This window comes from Corallococcus sp. AB049A, from assembly GCF_003668885.1.
Classification (GTDB): domain Bacteria; phylum Myxococcota; class Myxococcia; order Myxococcales; family Myxococcaceae; genus Corallococcus; species Corallococcus interemptor.
In genome coordinates this window covers 1-14,387 of sequence record NZ_RAWL01000215.1, presented here as the reverse complement: position 1 = coordinate 14,387, position 14,387 = coordinate 1, and the positions used below count along the sequence as shown (strand labels likewise).

Here is a 14,387-nt window from a genome sequence, read left to right as displayed (position 1 = left end):
TCCCCGCCCTCCTCTGCCTCCTCCTCGCCCTGCCCACGCGGGCCTCCGCGCCGGCCCGCGTGGGCAGGGCGAGGAGGAGGCAGAGGAGGGCGGGGACGAGGAGGAGCGGGCGGAACATCTTCGCGCCCGCAAGCCTATCAGCGCTCCCGCAGGCCGGCGAGGAAGCTCTCCGCGGAGCGGGTGTTGAGGATGTCCTGCTTCCTCGCCCAGCCCCGGCGCGCCGTGGCCACGGCATAGGCCAGGTTCTTCAGGTCGTCCTGGCGGTGCGCGTCGCAGCTCACCACCAGCTTCACCCCGCGCCCCACGGCCTGCCGCACGTACTCGGCCTTGAGGTCCAGGCGCGCCGGCTTGCCGTTGATCTCCACCGCGACGCCGCGCTCCCGCGCGCGCTCCAGGACCTCCTCCATCCGGAGGGCGTACGGCTCGCGGCTCTGGATGAGGCGCCCGGTGGGGTGTCCCAGGATGTGCAGGTGCGGGTTGTCCAGCGCGGCCAGCACCCGCCGCGTCATCTGGTCCTCGTCCATGGAGTGGCGCACGTGGATGGAGGCGATGACGACCTCCAGCTGCTCCAGCACGCTGTCCGCGTAGTCCAGCGCCCCCGACTCCAGGATGTCCACCTCGATGCCCTTGAGCAGCCGCATGCCGGGCACCAGCTCGTTCACGCGGTCGATCTCCTCCCACTGCCGCTTGAGGTCGTCCACCTTGAGTCCGCCCGCGTGGATGGCCGCCTCGCTGTGCTCGGTGACGGTGAGGTACTTGAGCCCCAGCGCCTTCGCGGCGCGCGCCATCTCCTCCAGCGTGTTGCGGCCGTCGGACCAGGTGCTGTGCGCGTGCACCGCGCCCTGCACGTCCGCGAGCGTCACCAGGTCCTCCGGCAGCTTGCCAGTCCGGGCCGCCTCCACCTCGCCGTTGTCCTCGCGCAGCTCCGGCGGCACCTCCTGCATGTCCAGCAGCCGGTACAGCGTCGCCTCGTCGGGGACGGGGACCTTGGTGCCGTCCTCGCGGTGCACGCCCCATTCGGAAATCTTGAGCCCCTTCTCGTGGCCCAGGTTGCGCAGCCGGATGTGGTGCGCCTTGGAGCCGGTGAAGTGGTGCAGCGCGGTGGCGTAGTCCTCGTCCGGCAGCACGCGCAGGTCCACCTGGAGGTCGCCCTGCACCATGCGCACGGAGCACTTGCTGTCGCCCTTGCCAATCACCGTCGCCACGCCCGGCGCGTTCGCGAGCGTGTCCAGCACGGGTCCCGCTTCCTTCGCGGAGGCGATGATGTCCACGTCGCCCACGGTCTCCGCGCGGCGGCGCACGCTGCCACCCAGGCTCGCGCGCACCACGCCCGGCGCCTGGCGGATCAGCTCCAGCAGTCCTTCCGCGATGGGGAGCGCGTCCCCCAGGAGCTTCCGCTCGCCCTTGGCGCGCCGGTACACGGAGATGCCGTCCAGGAGCTTCGCCTCGCTCTTGGGGCCAAAGCCCTTGAGTTCCCGCACGCGGCCGTCCTTGCAGGCGCGCTCCAGGTCCTCGACGCTGCCCACCTGGAGCTCCTTCCACAGGGCAGCGACCTTCTTCGGCCCCACGTCCGGCAGCTTCATGAGCTCCAGCAGGCCGGCGGGGAACTGGGCCTTCAGCTCCTCGAACGCCGTCATGCGGCCGGTCGTCACCAGCTCGGTGAGCTTTTCGGCGAGCCCCGGGCCGATGCCCTGGAGCTCCTGCAGGCGGCCCTCGGTGACGATGGCGCCCAGGTCCTGCGGCAGGTTCGCGATGCGGTCCGCGCCAATGTCGTAGGCGCGGACACGGAAGCCGCTCTGCCCCTGGAGCTGGAGCAGGAGGGACATGTCCCGGAGGAGCTGGGCGACGGCCGCCTTGTCGGTGAGCACGGCGTTGGAGGGTGTCACGTCGGGAGTCACGGTCGGGAAATTAATGCCGGGGGAACGGGGGTGCAGGCCCGGACGGGTTGTGGGAAAAGGAACGCAATGACGAAGATCAAGCTGGGACCCGCGGACTTCGCCGAGAGGGAGATGCGGGGCTACGAAATCGGCAAGCGCAACGTCTGCATCGCGAAGATCCACGGCCGCTACAAGGGCCTCGACGACTGGTGCAACCACGCCGGCTGTCTGCTGTCGGGCGGACGTCTCGAGGAGAACATGGTCGTGTGCCCGTGCCATGAGGTCGGCTTCGACATGGACACGGGGCAGAACGCGACTTCGCCCGGCGTCTGTGATGACCAGCCGACGGTGCAGCTCACGGTCGAGGACGGAACGCTCGTCGTCGACCTTCCCGACGTTTGAGCCTTCCCACCTTCAGGAGCGTCCACCATGGGACACGACGGACACGATCACGACCATGACCACGGTCATGGCCATCACCACCACGGCCACTCGCACGACCACGGCCACGGCCACTCGCATGACCACGACCACGGCCACGGGCATTCGCACGACCATGACCACTCGCATGAAGGCTCGGCGGTGGCGGCGGAGCACAAGTCGCGCGCGCCGGTGCACGTCAGCGCGTACGTGGTGACGTGCTCGGACAGCCGGGACGAGGCGCACGACGGCAGCGGGAAGGACCTGCGCGAGGGCCTGGCCGCCGCGGGGCACACCGTCGCCGGGCACACGGTGGTGAAGGATGATCCGGAGGCCATCCGGGGCGCGCTCGCGCAGGCGCAGGCGGCGGGGGCCCGCGCGGTGCTCTTCACGGGCGGCACGGGCATTGGCCGGCGCGACTGCACGGTGGAGACGCTGCGCGCGCTCTTCGAGAAGGAGCTGCCCGGCTTCGGCGAGCTGTTCCGGATGCTGTCGTTCCAGCGCATCGGCAGCCCCGCGATGATGTCGCGCGCCACGGCGGGCACGTACCAGGGGATGATCCTCTTCGCGCTGCCGGGCTCGCCGCAGGCCGTGAGGCTGGCCCTGGACGCGCTCATCCTCCCGGAGCTGGGCCATGCGGTGCGCGAGCTGACGCGTTAGGACTGCCCGCGAGATGACGAAGCGCCGCACCGCGCACACCGGATTGAGCACCCAGGCGGCCGAGCGCCTGCGCCCCCGCCTGGACGCCTTCCTGGCGTCCACGGATCAGTCAGCGCGCATCGGTTTCGACCCGGTGGAGTTCCCCCACCGCTACACGGATCCACGCGATGTGGAGGTCAGCGGGCTGCTCGCGGCGGCGCTGGCCTACGGGCGCGCGGACCTCTTCCGCCCGAAGGTGGACGCGCTCCTCAAGCAGATGGGGCCGTCGCCCGCGGCCTTCGTGCGCGCGCTGGACGTGAAGGGCGCGAAGGCGCTGCTCACGGGCTTCGTGTACCGCTTCAACGTGGGCACCGACCTCGCGGTGCTGCTGCTGGGCATGGGCCGCGCGCTGCGCGAGCACGGCGGTCTGGAGGCCCTGTTCGTCCGGGGCTTCAAGGCGGCCGGCACGCTGCACGGAGCGCTCGCGGCCTTCACCGCCGCGCTGCGGGACATCCCCATGGACGCGCTCCGCAAGGCGATGGGGCCGGAGCGCGGACTGCATCACCTGCTGCCCTCGCCCCTGGGGCCGGGCGCGGCGAAGCGCCTCAACCTGTATCTGCGGTGGATGGTGCGCGGACCGGACGCGGTGGACTTCGGCATCTGGAAGCAGGTGCCGGCGTCAGCACTGCTGGTCCCACTGGACACGCACATCGGACGCATGGCGCTCCACCTGGGACTCACGCAGCGCACGGACCTCACCTGGCGCACCGCCGAGGAGGTGACGGCGTCGCTGCGGGCGCTCGACCCGGAGGACCCCGTCCGTTACGACTTTGCTTTGTGCCACTACGGCATGAGTGGCGCGTGCCCGGCGAAGACGCTGCCCCAGCACTGCGAGCGCTGTTCGCTCCTACCTTCCTGCAAGGTAGGCCCCCGCGTCATCGCGCGCGGTTCACTGCAATTCTGAGTCCCACCCGACCCGGAAATGGGCTACGGGCAGTCCGCGCGGCCCCGCGTTGACGGGTTGGCGCGGTCAAGGCTGCAATGCAGTCGAGCGACGCCGGGAGGCCGATCCCGCGGGTCGCGAGGAGCAACGCTGTGCACGCAATGCTGGTGGCGGTCCCAGCCCCGGTGGCCCAGGACGTGGAACGCGATCTTTGCGCCACGGCCGAAGGGCGCGCGTGCCGAGTGATCCGCGTGGAGTCCTTTCCGGAGCCGCTGCCCGAAGGGCTGCTCGTCCTCTGGGATCATGGCGGTCCGCTGGAGGCCGTGAAGGCGCGCTGCCAGTGGGCGCACGCGCGCCGGCTGCAGACGCGCACGTGGCTGGTGGTGCTGACGAAGCGCGAGGGCGAGGAGGCGGAGGCGCTGGTGGAGGCGGGCGCGGACGAGTGCGTGGCGCCGCCCGGCACGCGCTGGGGCGCGAGGCTCGTGGCGCTGCGGCGCAGGGCCGCGGACGGAGACGCGCAGGCGCTGCGGCGTGCGCGCGACATGTTCCAGGGCGCGCTGGACGCGGTGCCGGAGCCGCTGTTCATCAAGGACCGGGAGCACCGGCTGGTCGCCGTGAACACGGCCTACTGCCGCCTGCTGGAGCAACCCGCGGAGGCGCTGCGCGGCACGGTCACCTCGGCGCTGATCTCCCCGGTCCAGGCGGAGACGGCCTGGCGCCAGGACGAGCGCGCCTTCACCACGGGGCAGACGGTGGAGGACGAGGGCTCCTTCACGGACGCGAAGGGCCGCTCGCGCGAGGTGCTCACGCAGCGGGCCGCGTACATGCTGCCCAACGGCGAGCGCTTCCTCGTGGGACTGGTGCGCGACGTCAACGAGCGCACCCGCCTGGAGACGCAGCGGCGGCTGGCGGAGCGGATGACGTCCGTGGGCACGCTGGCCGCGGGCGTGGCGCATGAGATCAACAACCCGCTCTCCTACGTGACCTCCAACCTGGCCTACCTCTGGGAGCGCGTGGCGCAGCCGGTGGTGCCGGCCGAGCAGCTGGAGGAGCTGCGCCAGGTGGTGGCCGAGGCGCTGGAGGGCGCGGGGCGGGTGCGCTCCATCGTGCGCGACCTGCGGACGTTCTCGCGCACGGAGGAGGAGCAGCACGGTCCGGTGGACGTGCGGCGCGCGGTGGAGGACGCGGTCAAGCGGATGCGCGACGAGTTCCAGCAGCGCTCGAGCATGGCGTGCGACCTGGAGCCGGTGGCCGCGGTGCACGGCAACGAGGGCCGGCTGGCCCAGGTCGTCACGGGCCTGCTGACCAACGCGCTCCAGTCCTTTGGCGACCGGCCCCCGGAAGAGAACCTGATCAAGCTGCGCGTGCGTCCGGGCCGCGAGGGCCACGTGCTCATCGAGGTGGAGGACAACGGGCAGGGGATGGCCCCGGAGGTGCGCCAGCGCATCTTCGATCCGTTCTTCACCACGCGCTCGCCCAAGGGCGGCACCGGCCTGGGCCTGTCCATCTGCCTCACGCTGGTGCACGCGATGGGCGGCCACATCGAGGTGGCCAGCGAGCAGGGGCAGGGGAGCCTCTTCCGCGTGGAGCTGCCGGCGCTCGCCCTGCCGCCGGAGAGTGCGCGGCCCGTGCAGGCGGTCGCGGCCGTGGTGGAGGAGCCCTCGCAGGCGGCGCGCGCGACGCGAAGCCTGCGCCGGTTGCTGCTCATCGACGACGAGCCGGCGGTGGGCAGCGCGGTGAGCCGGCTCCTGCGCAACCTCTACGAGGTGCACGTCATCCAGGACGCGCGCGAGGCCCTGACGCGGCTGTCTCGCGGCGAGAAGTTCGACGCCATCCTCTGTGACCTGATGATGCCGGGCATGAGCGGCATGGACTTCCTGGTGGAGCTGGAGCGGCTGGCGCCGGAGCTGGCGCCGCGCACCGGCCTGATGACGGGCGGGGTGAACCCGCAGGCCCGCGAGTTCGTGGGCCGCCGCGCGCGAGAGCTGCTGGAGAAGCCCTTCGAGCGCGACCAGCTGTGCACCTTCGTCGAAACGCTGATGCAATGAAGCACCGGCTGCGCTGGACGCTGGGGGCCGTGTTCGCGGCCCTGCTGCTGGCGGCTGTCCTCCTCCTGCCGCCCGAGCTGCGAGGGCTGTCCTTCGTGCTGCGCGCGGCGGGCCTCCATGGCACCGTGGCCGAGGCATTGGCCCGCCATGGCACCGGGGCCTTCACCGTCACGGACCTGAGCGTGCCCACGCGCCACGGGCCGGTGCGCGGGCGGCTCTACCAGCCGGATCAGCGCAAGGGCCGGCTCATCGTGCTCACGTCGGGCGTGCACGCGGCGGGCATCGACGAGCCCCGCCTGGTGAAGCTGGCGGAGGACCTGGCCATGGGCGGGCAGCCGGTGCTCACGCCGGAGCCGCCGGACCTGCTGCGCTACCAGATCACCCCGCGCCTGCCGGACGTCATCGAGGACACGGCCCTGTGGGCGCTGGGGCCGGGAGCGCTGGCGCCGGAAGGGGAGGTGGATCTCTTTGGCATCAGCTTCTCCGGAGGCCTGTCCGTCGTCGCGGCGGGCCGGCCCGCGCTGCGTGACAGGGTGGCCGCGGTGCTGTCCTTCGGCGGGCACGGTGAGCTGTCGCGCGTGCTGTCCTTCCTGTGCACGGGCGTGCAGGCGGACGGGGTGCACCGCAGGCCGCACGACTACGGCGTGGTGGTCATCCTGCTGAACGTCGCGGACCGCCTGGTGCCGCCGGAGCAGGTGGAGGCGCTGCGCAAGGGCGTCCTCACGTTCATGCACGCGTCGCACCTGACGCTGGTGGACTCGCGCAAGGCGGAGGCCACGTTCGCGGAGGCCCGGGCAATGGAGGCCACGCTGCCGGAGCCCGCCGCCACGCTGTTGCATCAGGTGAACACGCGCGACGTGGCCGCGCTGGGCCAGCGGTTGCTGCCCTTCGTGAAGGGCTTCGCTGGGGACCCATCGTTGTCGCCGGAGCTTTCTCCCGCGCCTCGTGCGCCGGTGTACCTGCTGCACGGGACAGATGACTCGGTCATCCCCGCCATCGAGTCCACGCTGCTGGCGCGCGCGCTGGCGCCGCACACGCACGTGCACCTGCGGCCCACGCCGTTGATCACCCACGCGGAGATGGACAAGCAGTCCAGCGTGATGGAGTCGCTGAAGATGGTGCGCTTCTGGTCGGCCCTCCTCGGCGAGTAGTGCGCCGCCGCGCGACTTGACGTCCGGGCCCGGGACCGGCTGCCATGGAGGCATGTCCGTGTCCCTCATGGTGTCGTTCGGGCTGGGTTGGCTGTTGACGGCGGCGCCTGCGCAGGCGGGGCGCATCGTCCCGTGCGCGCCAGACACCGCGGATTGGAAGGCGGCCCAGGAGGCGCTGTCCGCGTTCGACGCGCGGATGCAGGCGCTTCCGGACGACGGCGAGGTGGAGGATGCGCGTTCCGGACTCCAGCTGCTGCTGAGCCACCGCTGCTTCGGCATCGCTCGCGAAGAGGAGCACCGGGAGCCGCTGAGCTGGGACGAGGATGCGGCCACGACCGCGCTCGCGTTGAAGACGTGGTGGCGCGATGGAGGCAAGGCGTACTTCGCGTCTCAACTGGAGCTGGGCCGTCCCGGTGCGCAGTCCATCGTGATGGCTCCGGACCTCCGCGAGGTGCTGGCGCGCGAGGCTTCACAGAAGCATCGGCTGGCGACCCTGCTGTGCCCCGCGAAGGCCGGTGAGTGCGGCGCGGAGACGGAGGCCTGGCGCGCGCGGGCGGAGAAGGCCTTCCGTCCGGAGAACCGGCGCCCCGGCACGTTCGACGCGGATCCGCCGCCTCCGACGGACTGCATGAAGGAAGCCCGGAGGAAGCCTTCACGGAGCCGCTACAAGGCCTGGAGGGAATGTCTGGCGCTCGACCCGAGCGGGCGGAATGTCCAGACGGTACTGCCGCTGGGACGCATCCGCGCGCCAGCGGGCGGCTGGCTGGTGATCCGCGGCCGGCGAGGCCATTACGACTTCTGTGATCAGCTCGACGCCTACCACCTGGCGACAGGGACCACGTACCGCTCGAGCAGCTGCTCCGGCCTGGCGTTGAAGTCCGACGGCAAGGTGGACGGAGTGGCCACGAACGCCGCGCGGCAGTCCAGTGTGAGGGTGGGGCGCGTGTCGCCGGAGCGGATCCGCGAACTCTCGTGGATGCTGATGATGGAGCCGGAGGTGAACGACCGGGTGCAGGTGGAGGCCGTGCGCGTGCCTGTTCCGAAGGGTCTCCGCGTCGAATGGCCCACGATCGAGGACGGCATCCTGGGCGGGGTCGCTGGCGGAGTTTTCGGCGGCTCCACGGCGCAGACGCGGCTGATCTGGAAGTGGTTTCCTCCCGGAGGCACGGAGCCCCTGTCGGGCACGTTCACGTATCCCTATTCGTGGGCCGCTGGAGAGGACCACGCGAACGTGCTCATGACCGAAGCGGAGGCCACGTTCCAGGGCGGCTGCCCGGCGTTGCCCGTGCCCGTCAGGGAGCTCGACTTCACGCGCGAGCCCGGGGTCAACCGCGTCGATGCGCCAGAGGGCGTGTCCAAGGTCCAGGACGCGCGCGTGGAGGCGCTGCTCGCATGGAAGCCTCCCGAGGGCTGCGTCCCAGCGAAGTAAGTCTTTGCAGCGCTAACGATTGAAACACCAAACATCGTGGAGGGCAGCCGTCCGGGCGTCACGCAGGCGACAGCGCCCTCGGGGGATGGTGGCGCGGCCGCGCCGCCGGATAAAGCTCATGGCCCATGAGCGTCTGTCTCCCCGACGTCCTCCCCCACGAAGATGTCTTTGACTACGTGCAGCGCCTGAGCGGCGGCTTCGACGCGCGCCTGTATCAACAGGTGTTGGGCGCGGCGAACGCGTTCAAGGAAGGCGACGAGGCCATCGGCGTCGCGGCGGCGGACGAGGACTCGCGGCGCAACGCGCGCACGCTGTTGTCACGCACGCGGCTGGACGACCTGCACGCCCATCCTCCGTTCGAGGACCGGCTGCACGTGTTCAACCTGGAGGCGTGGGACCCGGCGCGCTGGAGGCGCGTGGCGGACTGGATGCTGGGCCGGCTCAAGGACTTCCTGCTCACGGCGGAGGTGCAGGCCGTGCACGGCGTGCTCGACGGGCTGCCCAGCGACGTCATCGCGTGCGTCGTGAAGCTGATGAGCGACGTGGAGCTGAAGACGGTGGGTGGGCGCATCTTCCATCCGCTGCCGGGCAGCCGCGTGGGCGCGAAGGGCTATCTGGGCGCGCGTCTGCAGCCCAACTCGCCCACGGATCATCCGGACGACATCCGCTGGCAGGTCTTCGACGGCTGGTCCTTCGCGGTGGGCGACGTGGTGCTGGGGACCAACCCGGTGTCGTCCGACGTCGCGTCGGTGGCCGCGGTGGAGTCCGCGCTGCACGACGTGCTGACGACGTTCGGGCTGGAGGAGGTGATGCCCCACTGCGTGCTCGCGCACATCGACGTGCAGGCGCAGGTGGAGGCGCTGCGGCCGGGCACCACGGGCATCTGGTTCCAGAGCCTCGGGGGGAACGAGGCCGCCAACCGCACCTTCGACGTGACGCTGGAGAAGATGGTGGCGCACGCGGCGGCGCGCACCGGGCGCTGGGGCCTGTACTTCGAGACGGGGCAGGGCGCGGACGCGACGAACGGGCACCACCACGGCACGGACATGCTCATCCACGAGTCGCGCAAGTACGGCTTCGCGCGGGCCTTGAAGCGCCGCGTGGCCATCGCGCAGGCGGGCGCGGGGCGTGAGGCGGCGCCGTGGGTGCACGTCAACGACGTGGCGGGCTTCATTGGCCCGGAGGTGTTCCGCACGCGCGAGCAGCTGGTGCGCTGCTGCCTGGAAGACATCGTGATGGGCAAGCTGCACGGCCTCACGCCAGGCCTGGACGTGTGCTCCACGCTGCACATGGACGTGACGCTGGATGACCTGGGCTGGTGCCAGGAGCAGCTGGCGGAGGCCGGGCCCGCGTACCTGATGGCGCTGCCCACGCGGAATGATCCGATGCTCAGCTACCTCACCACGTCCTTCCAGGACCACGTGCGGCTGCGCGCGCGGTACGGCCTGAAGGCGGATGACCGGATGTGGGCGTTCTCCCAGCGCCTGGGCGTCATCGACGCGGAAGGCCGGCCCACGAAGCACTTCGGCGACCCGGCCCACGTCTACGTGCACTACCGCCGCGCCAAGGGAGACACGCGTCCGGAGGCGGAGCTGCGCCTGGAGGCGGAGGCGCAGATGGCCCAGGTGCGCGCCCGGGGCGTGCCGCTGGCGGTGGGGCATGGCGACCAGCCCTGGATGCTGGAGCCCGCGCTGGAGCGCGAGGTGCGCGGCCTCTACGACGACGGCAAGGTGGGGCTGTGGTCGGAGCTGTCCGACGCGGCGGTGGCGTCCATCCCGGGCTCGGTGCGGCTGCGGACGAACTCCGCGGACCGTCGCGACTACATCCTGCATCCGCCGTCGGGCGAAACGCTGGAGGCGGGCTCGGAGGTCACGGTGCGAGCGCTGCGCGAGCAGCACGCGGGCCGGTACGACGCGCAGGTGGTCGTGTCGGACGGATTGGATCCGCGCTCGCTGATGGACGAGGGCCACCTGGCGCCGTTCCTGGCGCGGCTGCGCGCGGAGCTGGAGGCGACGGGCTGGAGGGTGGCGCCGGAGGTGCTGGTGGTGAAGCATGGCCGCGTGCGCGCGGGCTACCAGGTGGGCCAGCTGCTGTTTGGCGCGGAAGGGGACCCGCGTCCGCGCGCCCTGGTGCATGTGATTGGCGAGCGCCCCGGCTCCGGGCACCACGCGTTCTCCGCGTACCTCACCGTGCCGGACGCGGACACCTGGGCGAAGCCGGGCGCGGTGGACCACGACCGCACCCGGCTCATCGCAGGAATCTCAGACACCAGCGTCCGGCCAGAGGACGCCGCCACGGAGTCGGCGAGGATCCTCGCGGACGCGCGGACCTCTATCGCGCCACGGGTGTCTGGGGTTGCCTAGCAGGAGGTGTTCTCCCAGTAGCTCGTGGACACCTGGCCCCAGTTCACCCAGCTGCCGCAGTAGCAGCCGCGCTGACCCACGATGATCGAGTGGGACGCGTCGTTGAAGTACGTGATCATGTTGTCGGTGTTCATGCAGTCCGGGAGCGCCGACTCCTGCGAGGCCAGATCCGGCGCGGCCTCCTGCTCCATGGGACCGCCACAGCCCACCGCCAGCGCCAACAGACCGCCAATCAGGAACGTACGCATGCGTCCTCCATGAGGGGGGACGCAAACCATACGCGGTTTACGCAAGACAATGCTTCAGCGCGACGCGGCAATACTCGCGGCGGTGCGAACGCCACCCACCGCTGTTGCAAGCGTGCTCTGACCCGGGAACACCGAGTCCCCCACCAACCACAAACCGCGTTGAGCCTGGAACGGTCCCAGGATGCGGTAATTGTCCAATCCGGCGCGCCGGGGAACGCCACCCACCGCGCCCGCCTCTCGCGACGTGAAGCGCTGGAACGTGCGCGGCGACGCCGTCATGACGTGCACGACGTTGGCCGTCCACTCTGGAAGCAGCGCGTCCAGGTTCTCACGCATGCGCGCATGGAGCGCGGCGAACCAGGACGCCTGTTCCTCCGGCGTCATGCCCGCGAGCTTCTTCAACGACACGTGCGTGGACACCGTCACCGTGCGCTGGCCCGGCCGTGCGCGGCCTTCATCCGAGGCCCCGCTGATGGACGCGAAGAGGTGATTGCCTTCGATGAACGGCGCATGCTCATCGCGCACCAGCTCGAAGTGATGCGCGGCGCCGGAGTCTCCTTCGGGAGGCCGCACCACGAGGTACAGCATCGCCGCGCCCCAGCCCTCGTCCACGCGGTTCGCCAGCGCATCCACGCGGGGGAGCCGTCCCACCGGCGCATCCAGCAGCGTGCGCAGCCCCTGCGGCAGCACGTTGGCCACCACGTGCCGGGCCAGCAACTCACCCCTGCGCGCCGTCACCCGCCAGCCTCCATCCACCGGCGTCACCGCGCGCACCCGGTTCGCCATGAGCACGTCGCCGCCCTTCGCCGTGATGGCCTTCGTCAGCGCCGTCGCCAGCCGGCCAATGCCGCCCCGGACATGGCCCGTGCCGCGCCAGTAGTAGTCCATCGCCGCGAACGCGAACGGGGCCTCGGCCTCCGTCGCGGCGCACTGCACGGTGATCTGACAGAGCGCGTCCAGGTACGTGCGCAGCGGCGTGAAGCCCTCCAGCCCGTGACTCGCGAGCACCGCGCCCAGCGGCCGGCCCAGCCACCGCGTCAGTGGCGCGTAGGACCACGCGCGCCCCGCGTGCCGCATCAGTGACTTCAGGCTCAACGGCGGCAGCAGGTCCGGGTCATCGAACAGCGGCCATAGCGCTCCGGCCACCTGGCCCTGCAGCTCGAAGAACCGCCGCACGCCCTGCACGGGTGCTCCAGGGAGCGCGCAGAACCCGGCGATGAGCCGGTCCCGGTCGCGGTGCACCGGCAGCCGCATGCCCGGTGCCCGCAGCTCCACCAGGGGATCCAGCCAGTCCACCGTCACGTCCAGCGCATGCTCGCGGATCCACCGGCCGAAGAGCTGGTGCTCACCGAAGCCGGAGAACAGCGTGGCGCCGGACTCGAAGCCGTAGCCACCGCGCCGGAAGGTGCTCGCGCAACCGCCCGGGTAGTTGAGCCCTTCGCACAGCGCCACCCGGGCGCCCCGGCGGCACAACTCCAGCGCCGTGCCCAGGCCGCCGAAGCCCGCGCCCACCACCACCGCGTCGTACCAGGTGTCCGCCATCGCTTGATGAAAAGGGACCGGCACCGGAAGCGGGCCGGGGGAGGCCCGCTCCTTCCGGTGCCGGTATCGCGCACATGGCCAGGCGCGACGGGACTTTCCTAACGGGCCCGCGGTCCCGCTGCGATGCTTTTCCCTTCCCGAAGGGGAAGCAGGCGCCCGGGCGCTTTCACTGGCGGACACCTGCCCCCATGGCTACGGCATCTTCAGCTTGATGTTGAACGTGTACGACACGTTCACCGGACGGCCCTGGAAGGTCAGCGGCTGATACGTGCGCGAGGAGAGCGCTTCCAGCACCGCGTCCTCCATGAACGGCAGGCCCTTGATGATGCGGCAGTCGCGCACCCGGCCCTCCGTGGTGATGACGCACTTCACGATCATCATGCCCTCCACGCCCGCGCGCCGCGCCTCGAGCGTGTAGTTGAACTGCGAACCGCTAAGCAGCTTCGGCGGCGTCATCCCGCCCTGGAAGGGCAGCACCTCCGTGCCCGTGGGCGCGGTGTTGATCACCGGCACGCCCACCGCGCCGATGGGGCTGGTGCTGTTCGGATCGCCGTCCGGATCACCCACCGGGCCGGTCTCGCCCGTGCCCGTCGCGTCCGTGGTGGCCGCCGCGTCCGCGACCGTCGTCGGCTCCGGCTTTGCCTCGGGCAGGTCCGCCGGCAGCGGCTTCGGGTGCAAAGGCACGCGGTCCGTGCGCGGCTTGGGCTTCGGCGCCGGCGCGGCCGTGGCCGGCTTGGGCTGCGCGGCCTGCTTCACGCCCTTCTGGATGGCGGGCGGGTGGAAGACGATCGTCCGCTCGGGCGGCTCGATGGTCTCCGGCGCGCGGCCGGAGATGAAGAACACCAGGCCCAGGAGCCCCGCGTGCACGCCGATGGACACCCACGCGCCCGTGCCGAACCGTCCCGAGCGCACTCCCCGCCGTTCGATGACCGACTCAAACATCTGACCCGCCTCCTGGTTGGAACGGACGCTCCAGGCGTCTCGTCTCCACAAGAGGCAAGGTACGAAGTCCCGTCCGCGGAAAGGCCGACGGCGCTCCATATGTCGGTCATGGATTCGTCATGACGGGCCGCCGCTCGTGACCTCCATGCGGTAGCCCACGCCGCGCAGCGTGTGGATGGTGAAGCCGGACGTGCTCGTCCACCCGAGCTTCTTCTTCAGGTTGGACACGAAGTTGTCCACCGTGCGCGGATCCACCACCACGTCGCGGCCCCAGACGGCATCCAGGATTTCGCCCCGGGGCAGCGCGCGGTCGCGGTGGCGCAGGAGGAACGCCAGCAGGTCGAACTCCGTGCGCGTCAGGTCCACCTCACCGCCGTCCGAGCGCAGCACCGCGCGGCGCCCCAGGTCCAGCGTGAAGGTGCCAAAGGTCACCACCTGCGGCGGCGCCGTGCCCGCCCGGCGCACCAGCGCCTGCACGCGCGCGAGCAGCTCCCGCAGCCGGTAGGGCTTGGTGAGGTAGTCCTGAGCGCCGGCCTCGAAGCCGCGCACCAGGTCGTCCTCCAGCGAGCGCGCGGTGAGCATCAGCACCATGCTCTTGACGCCCTCCGCGCGCAGGCGGCGGCAGAAGCTGTAGCCGTCCTCGCCCGGCAGCATGACGTCCAGGATGAGCAGGTCGAACTCGCGCGACTCCAGGTGCGGCGCCGCGTCCTTGGCGGAAGGGGCGTCCGTCACGTCGTAGCCCTCGTCGCGCAGGTTGTCGCGCAGGCCCAGGCGCAGGTTGGCGT

At 71.1% G+C, this 14,387-nt stretch carries 12 protein-coding genes; 7 read left to right on the top strand and 5 right to left on the bottom strand.

All coding sequences use genetic code 11. The annotated features are described in order from the left end of the window. Positions 1–137: 137 nt before the first annotated feature. Positions 138–1,898, bottom strand: a complete 1,761-nt coding sequence (gene polX, locus D7X55_RS22520) for a DNA polymerase/3'-5' exonuclease PolX (protein ID WP_121724141.1) — start codon at positions 1,896–1,898, stop codon at positions 138–140. Positions 1,899–1,964: 66 nt separating this feature from the next. Here polX and D7X55_RS22515 point away from each other — a divergent pair, with 66 nt between their 5' ends. The 7 genes from D7X55_RS22515 to eutB all read left to right on the top strand — a co-directional run bounded on the left by D7X55_RS22515 (position 1,965) and on the right by eutB (position 10,870). Next, the gene (locus D7X55_RS22515) at positions 1,965–2,279 is read left to right on the top strand and encodes a Rieske 2Fe-2S domain-containing protein (protein WP_120547835.1); all 315 of its coding nucleotides are present in this window, start codon (positions 1,965–1,967) and stop codon (positions 2,277–2,279) included. A gap of 210 nt (positions 2,280–2,489) precedes the next feature. Further along, positions 2,490–2,957, top strand: a complete 468-nt coding sequence (locus D7X55_RS22510) for a molybdenum cofactor biosynthesis protein B (RefSeq protein WP_120594536.1) — start codon at positions 2,490–2,492, stop codon at positions 2,955–2,957. A 13-nt stretch (positions 2,958–2,970) separates the two neighbouring features. After that, on the top strand, positions 2,971–3,900 hold the full coding sequence (locus D7X55_RS22505; RefSeq protein ID WP_199747079.1) for a TIGR02757 family protein: 930 nt from the start codon (positions 2,971–2,973) through the stop codon (positions 3,898–3,900). A gap of 77 nt (positions 3,901–3,977) precedes the next feature. After that, positions 3,978–5,927, top strand: a complete 1,950-nt coding sequence (locus tag D7X55_RS22500; protein ID WP_120547833.1) for an ATP-binding protein — start codon at positions 3,978–3,980, stop codon at positions 5,925–5,927. Continuing rightward, positions 5,924–7,078, top strand: a complete 1,155-nt coding sequence (locus D7X55_RS22495) for a hypothetical protein (RefSeq protein WP_121724140.1) — start codon at positions 5,924–5,926, stop codon at positions 7,076–7,078. Before D7X55_RS22500 ends, D7X55_RS22495 begins: the two co-directional genes overlap by 4 nt. Positions 7,079–7,130: 52 nt before the next feature. Next, positions 7,131–8,507, top strand: coding sequence for a hypothetical protein (locus D7X55_RS22490; protein ID WP_121724139.1), 1,377 nt, complete (start codon positions 7,131–7,133; stop codon positions 8,505–8,507). A 125-nt stretch (positions 8,508–8,632) separates the two neighbouring features. Beyond that, positions 8,633–10,870, top strand: coding sequence for an ethanolamine ammonia-lyase subunit EutB (eutB, locus tag D7X55_RS22485; protein WP_121724138.1), 2,238 nt, complete (start codon positions 8,633–8,635; stop codon positions 10,868–10,870). Here the strand turns inward: eutB and D7X55_RS22480 are convergent. From D7X55_RS22480 to D7X55_RS22465, 4 genes are all read right to left on the bottom strand, one after another. Next, positions 10,867–11,118, bottom strand: coding sequence for a hypothetical protein (locus D7X55_RS22480; protein WP_120547829.1), 252 nt, complete (start codon positions 11,116–11,118; stop codon positions 10,867–10,869). The genes eutB and D7X55_RS22480 overlap by 4 nt on opposite strands. Positions 11,119–11,172: 54 nt before the next feature. Further along, complete coding sequence (locus D7X55_RS22475) at positions 11,173–12,660, bottom strand: NAD(P)/FAD-dependent oxidoreductase (RefSeq protein ID WP_121724137.1); 1,488 nt, start codon at positions 12,658–12,660, stop codon at positions 11,173–11,175. A gap of 192 nt (positions 12,661–12,852) precedes the next feature. After that, positions 12,853–13,602, bottom strand: a complete 750-nt coding sequence (locus D7X55_RS22470; protein ID WP_121724136.1) for an energy transducer TonB — start codon at positions 13,600–13,602, stop codon at positions 12,853–12,855. Positions 13,603–13,719: 117 nt separating this feature from the next. Further along, on the bottom strand, positions 13,720–14,387 hold a 668-nt coding region (locus D7X55_RS22465), incomplete at its 5' end, for a response regulator transcription factor (protein WP_147470172.1).

What these genes read in the sequence shown, in the direction of transcription:
- D7X55_RS22505 (WP_199747079.1), top strand. Translation starts at nt 2,971, where the DNA reads ATGACGAAGCGCCGCACCGCGCACACCGGATTGAGCACCCAGGCGGCC.
- D7X55_RS22495 (WP_121724140.1), top strand. Translation starts at nt 5,924, where the DNA reads ATGAAGCACCGGCTGCGCTGGACGCTGGGGGCCGTGTTCGCGGCCCTG.
- D7X55_RS22480 (WP_120547829.1), bottom strand. Translation starts at nt 11,118, where the DNA reads ATGCGTACGTTCCTGATTGGCGGTCTGTTGGCGCTGGCGGTGGGCTGT.
- D7X55_RS22500 (WP_120547833.1), top strand. Translation starts at nt 3,978, where the DNA reads ATGCAGTCGAGCGACGCCGGGAGGCCGATCCCGCGGGTCGCGAGGAGC.
- eutB (WP_121724138.1), top strand. Translation starts at nt 8,633, where the DNA reads ATGAGCGTCTGTCTCCCCGACGTCCTCCCCCACGAAGATGTCTTTGAC.
- D7X55_RS22490 (WP_121724139.1), top strand. Translation starts at nt 7,131, where the DNA reads ATGTCCGTGTCCCTCATGGTGTCGTTCGGGCTGGGTTGGCTGTTGACG.
- D7X55_RS22515 (WP_120547835.1), top strand. Translation starts at nt 1,965, where the DNA reads ATGACGAAGATCAAGCTGGGACCCGCGGACTTCGCCGAGAGGGAGATG.
- D7X55_RS22470 (WP_121724136.1), bottom strand. Translation starts at nt 13,602, where the DNA reads ATGTTTGAGTCGGTCATCGAACGGCGGGGAGTGCGCTCGGGACGGTTC.
- D7X55_RS22475 (WP_121724137.1), bottom strand. Translation starts at nt 12,660, where the DNA reads ATGGCGGACACCTGGTACGACGCGGTGGTGGTGGGCGCGGGCTTCGGC.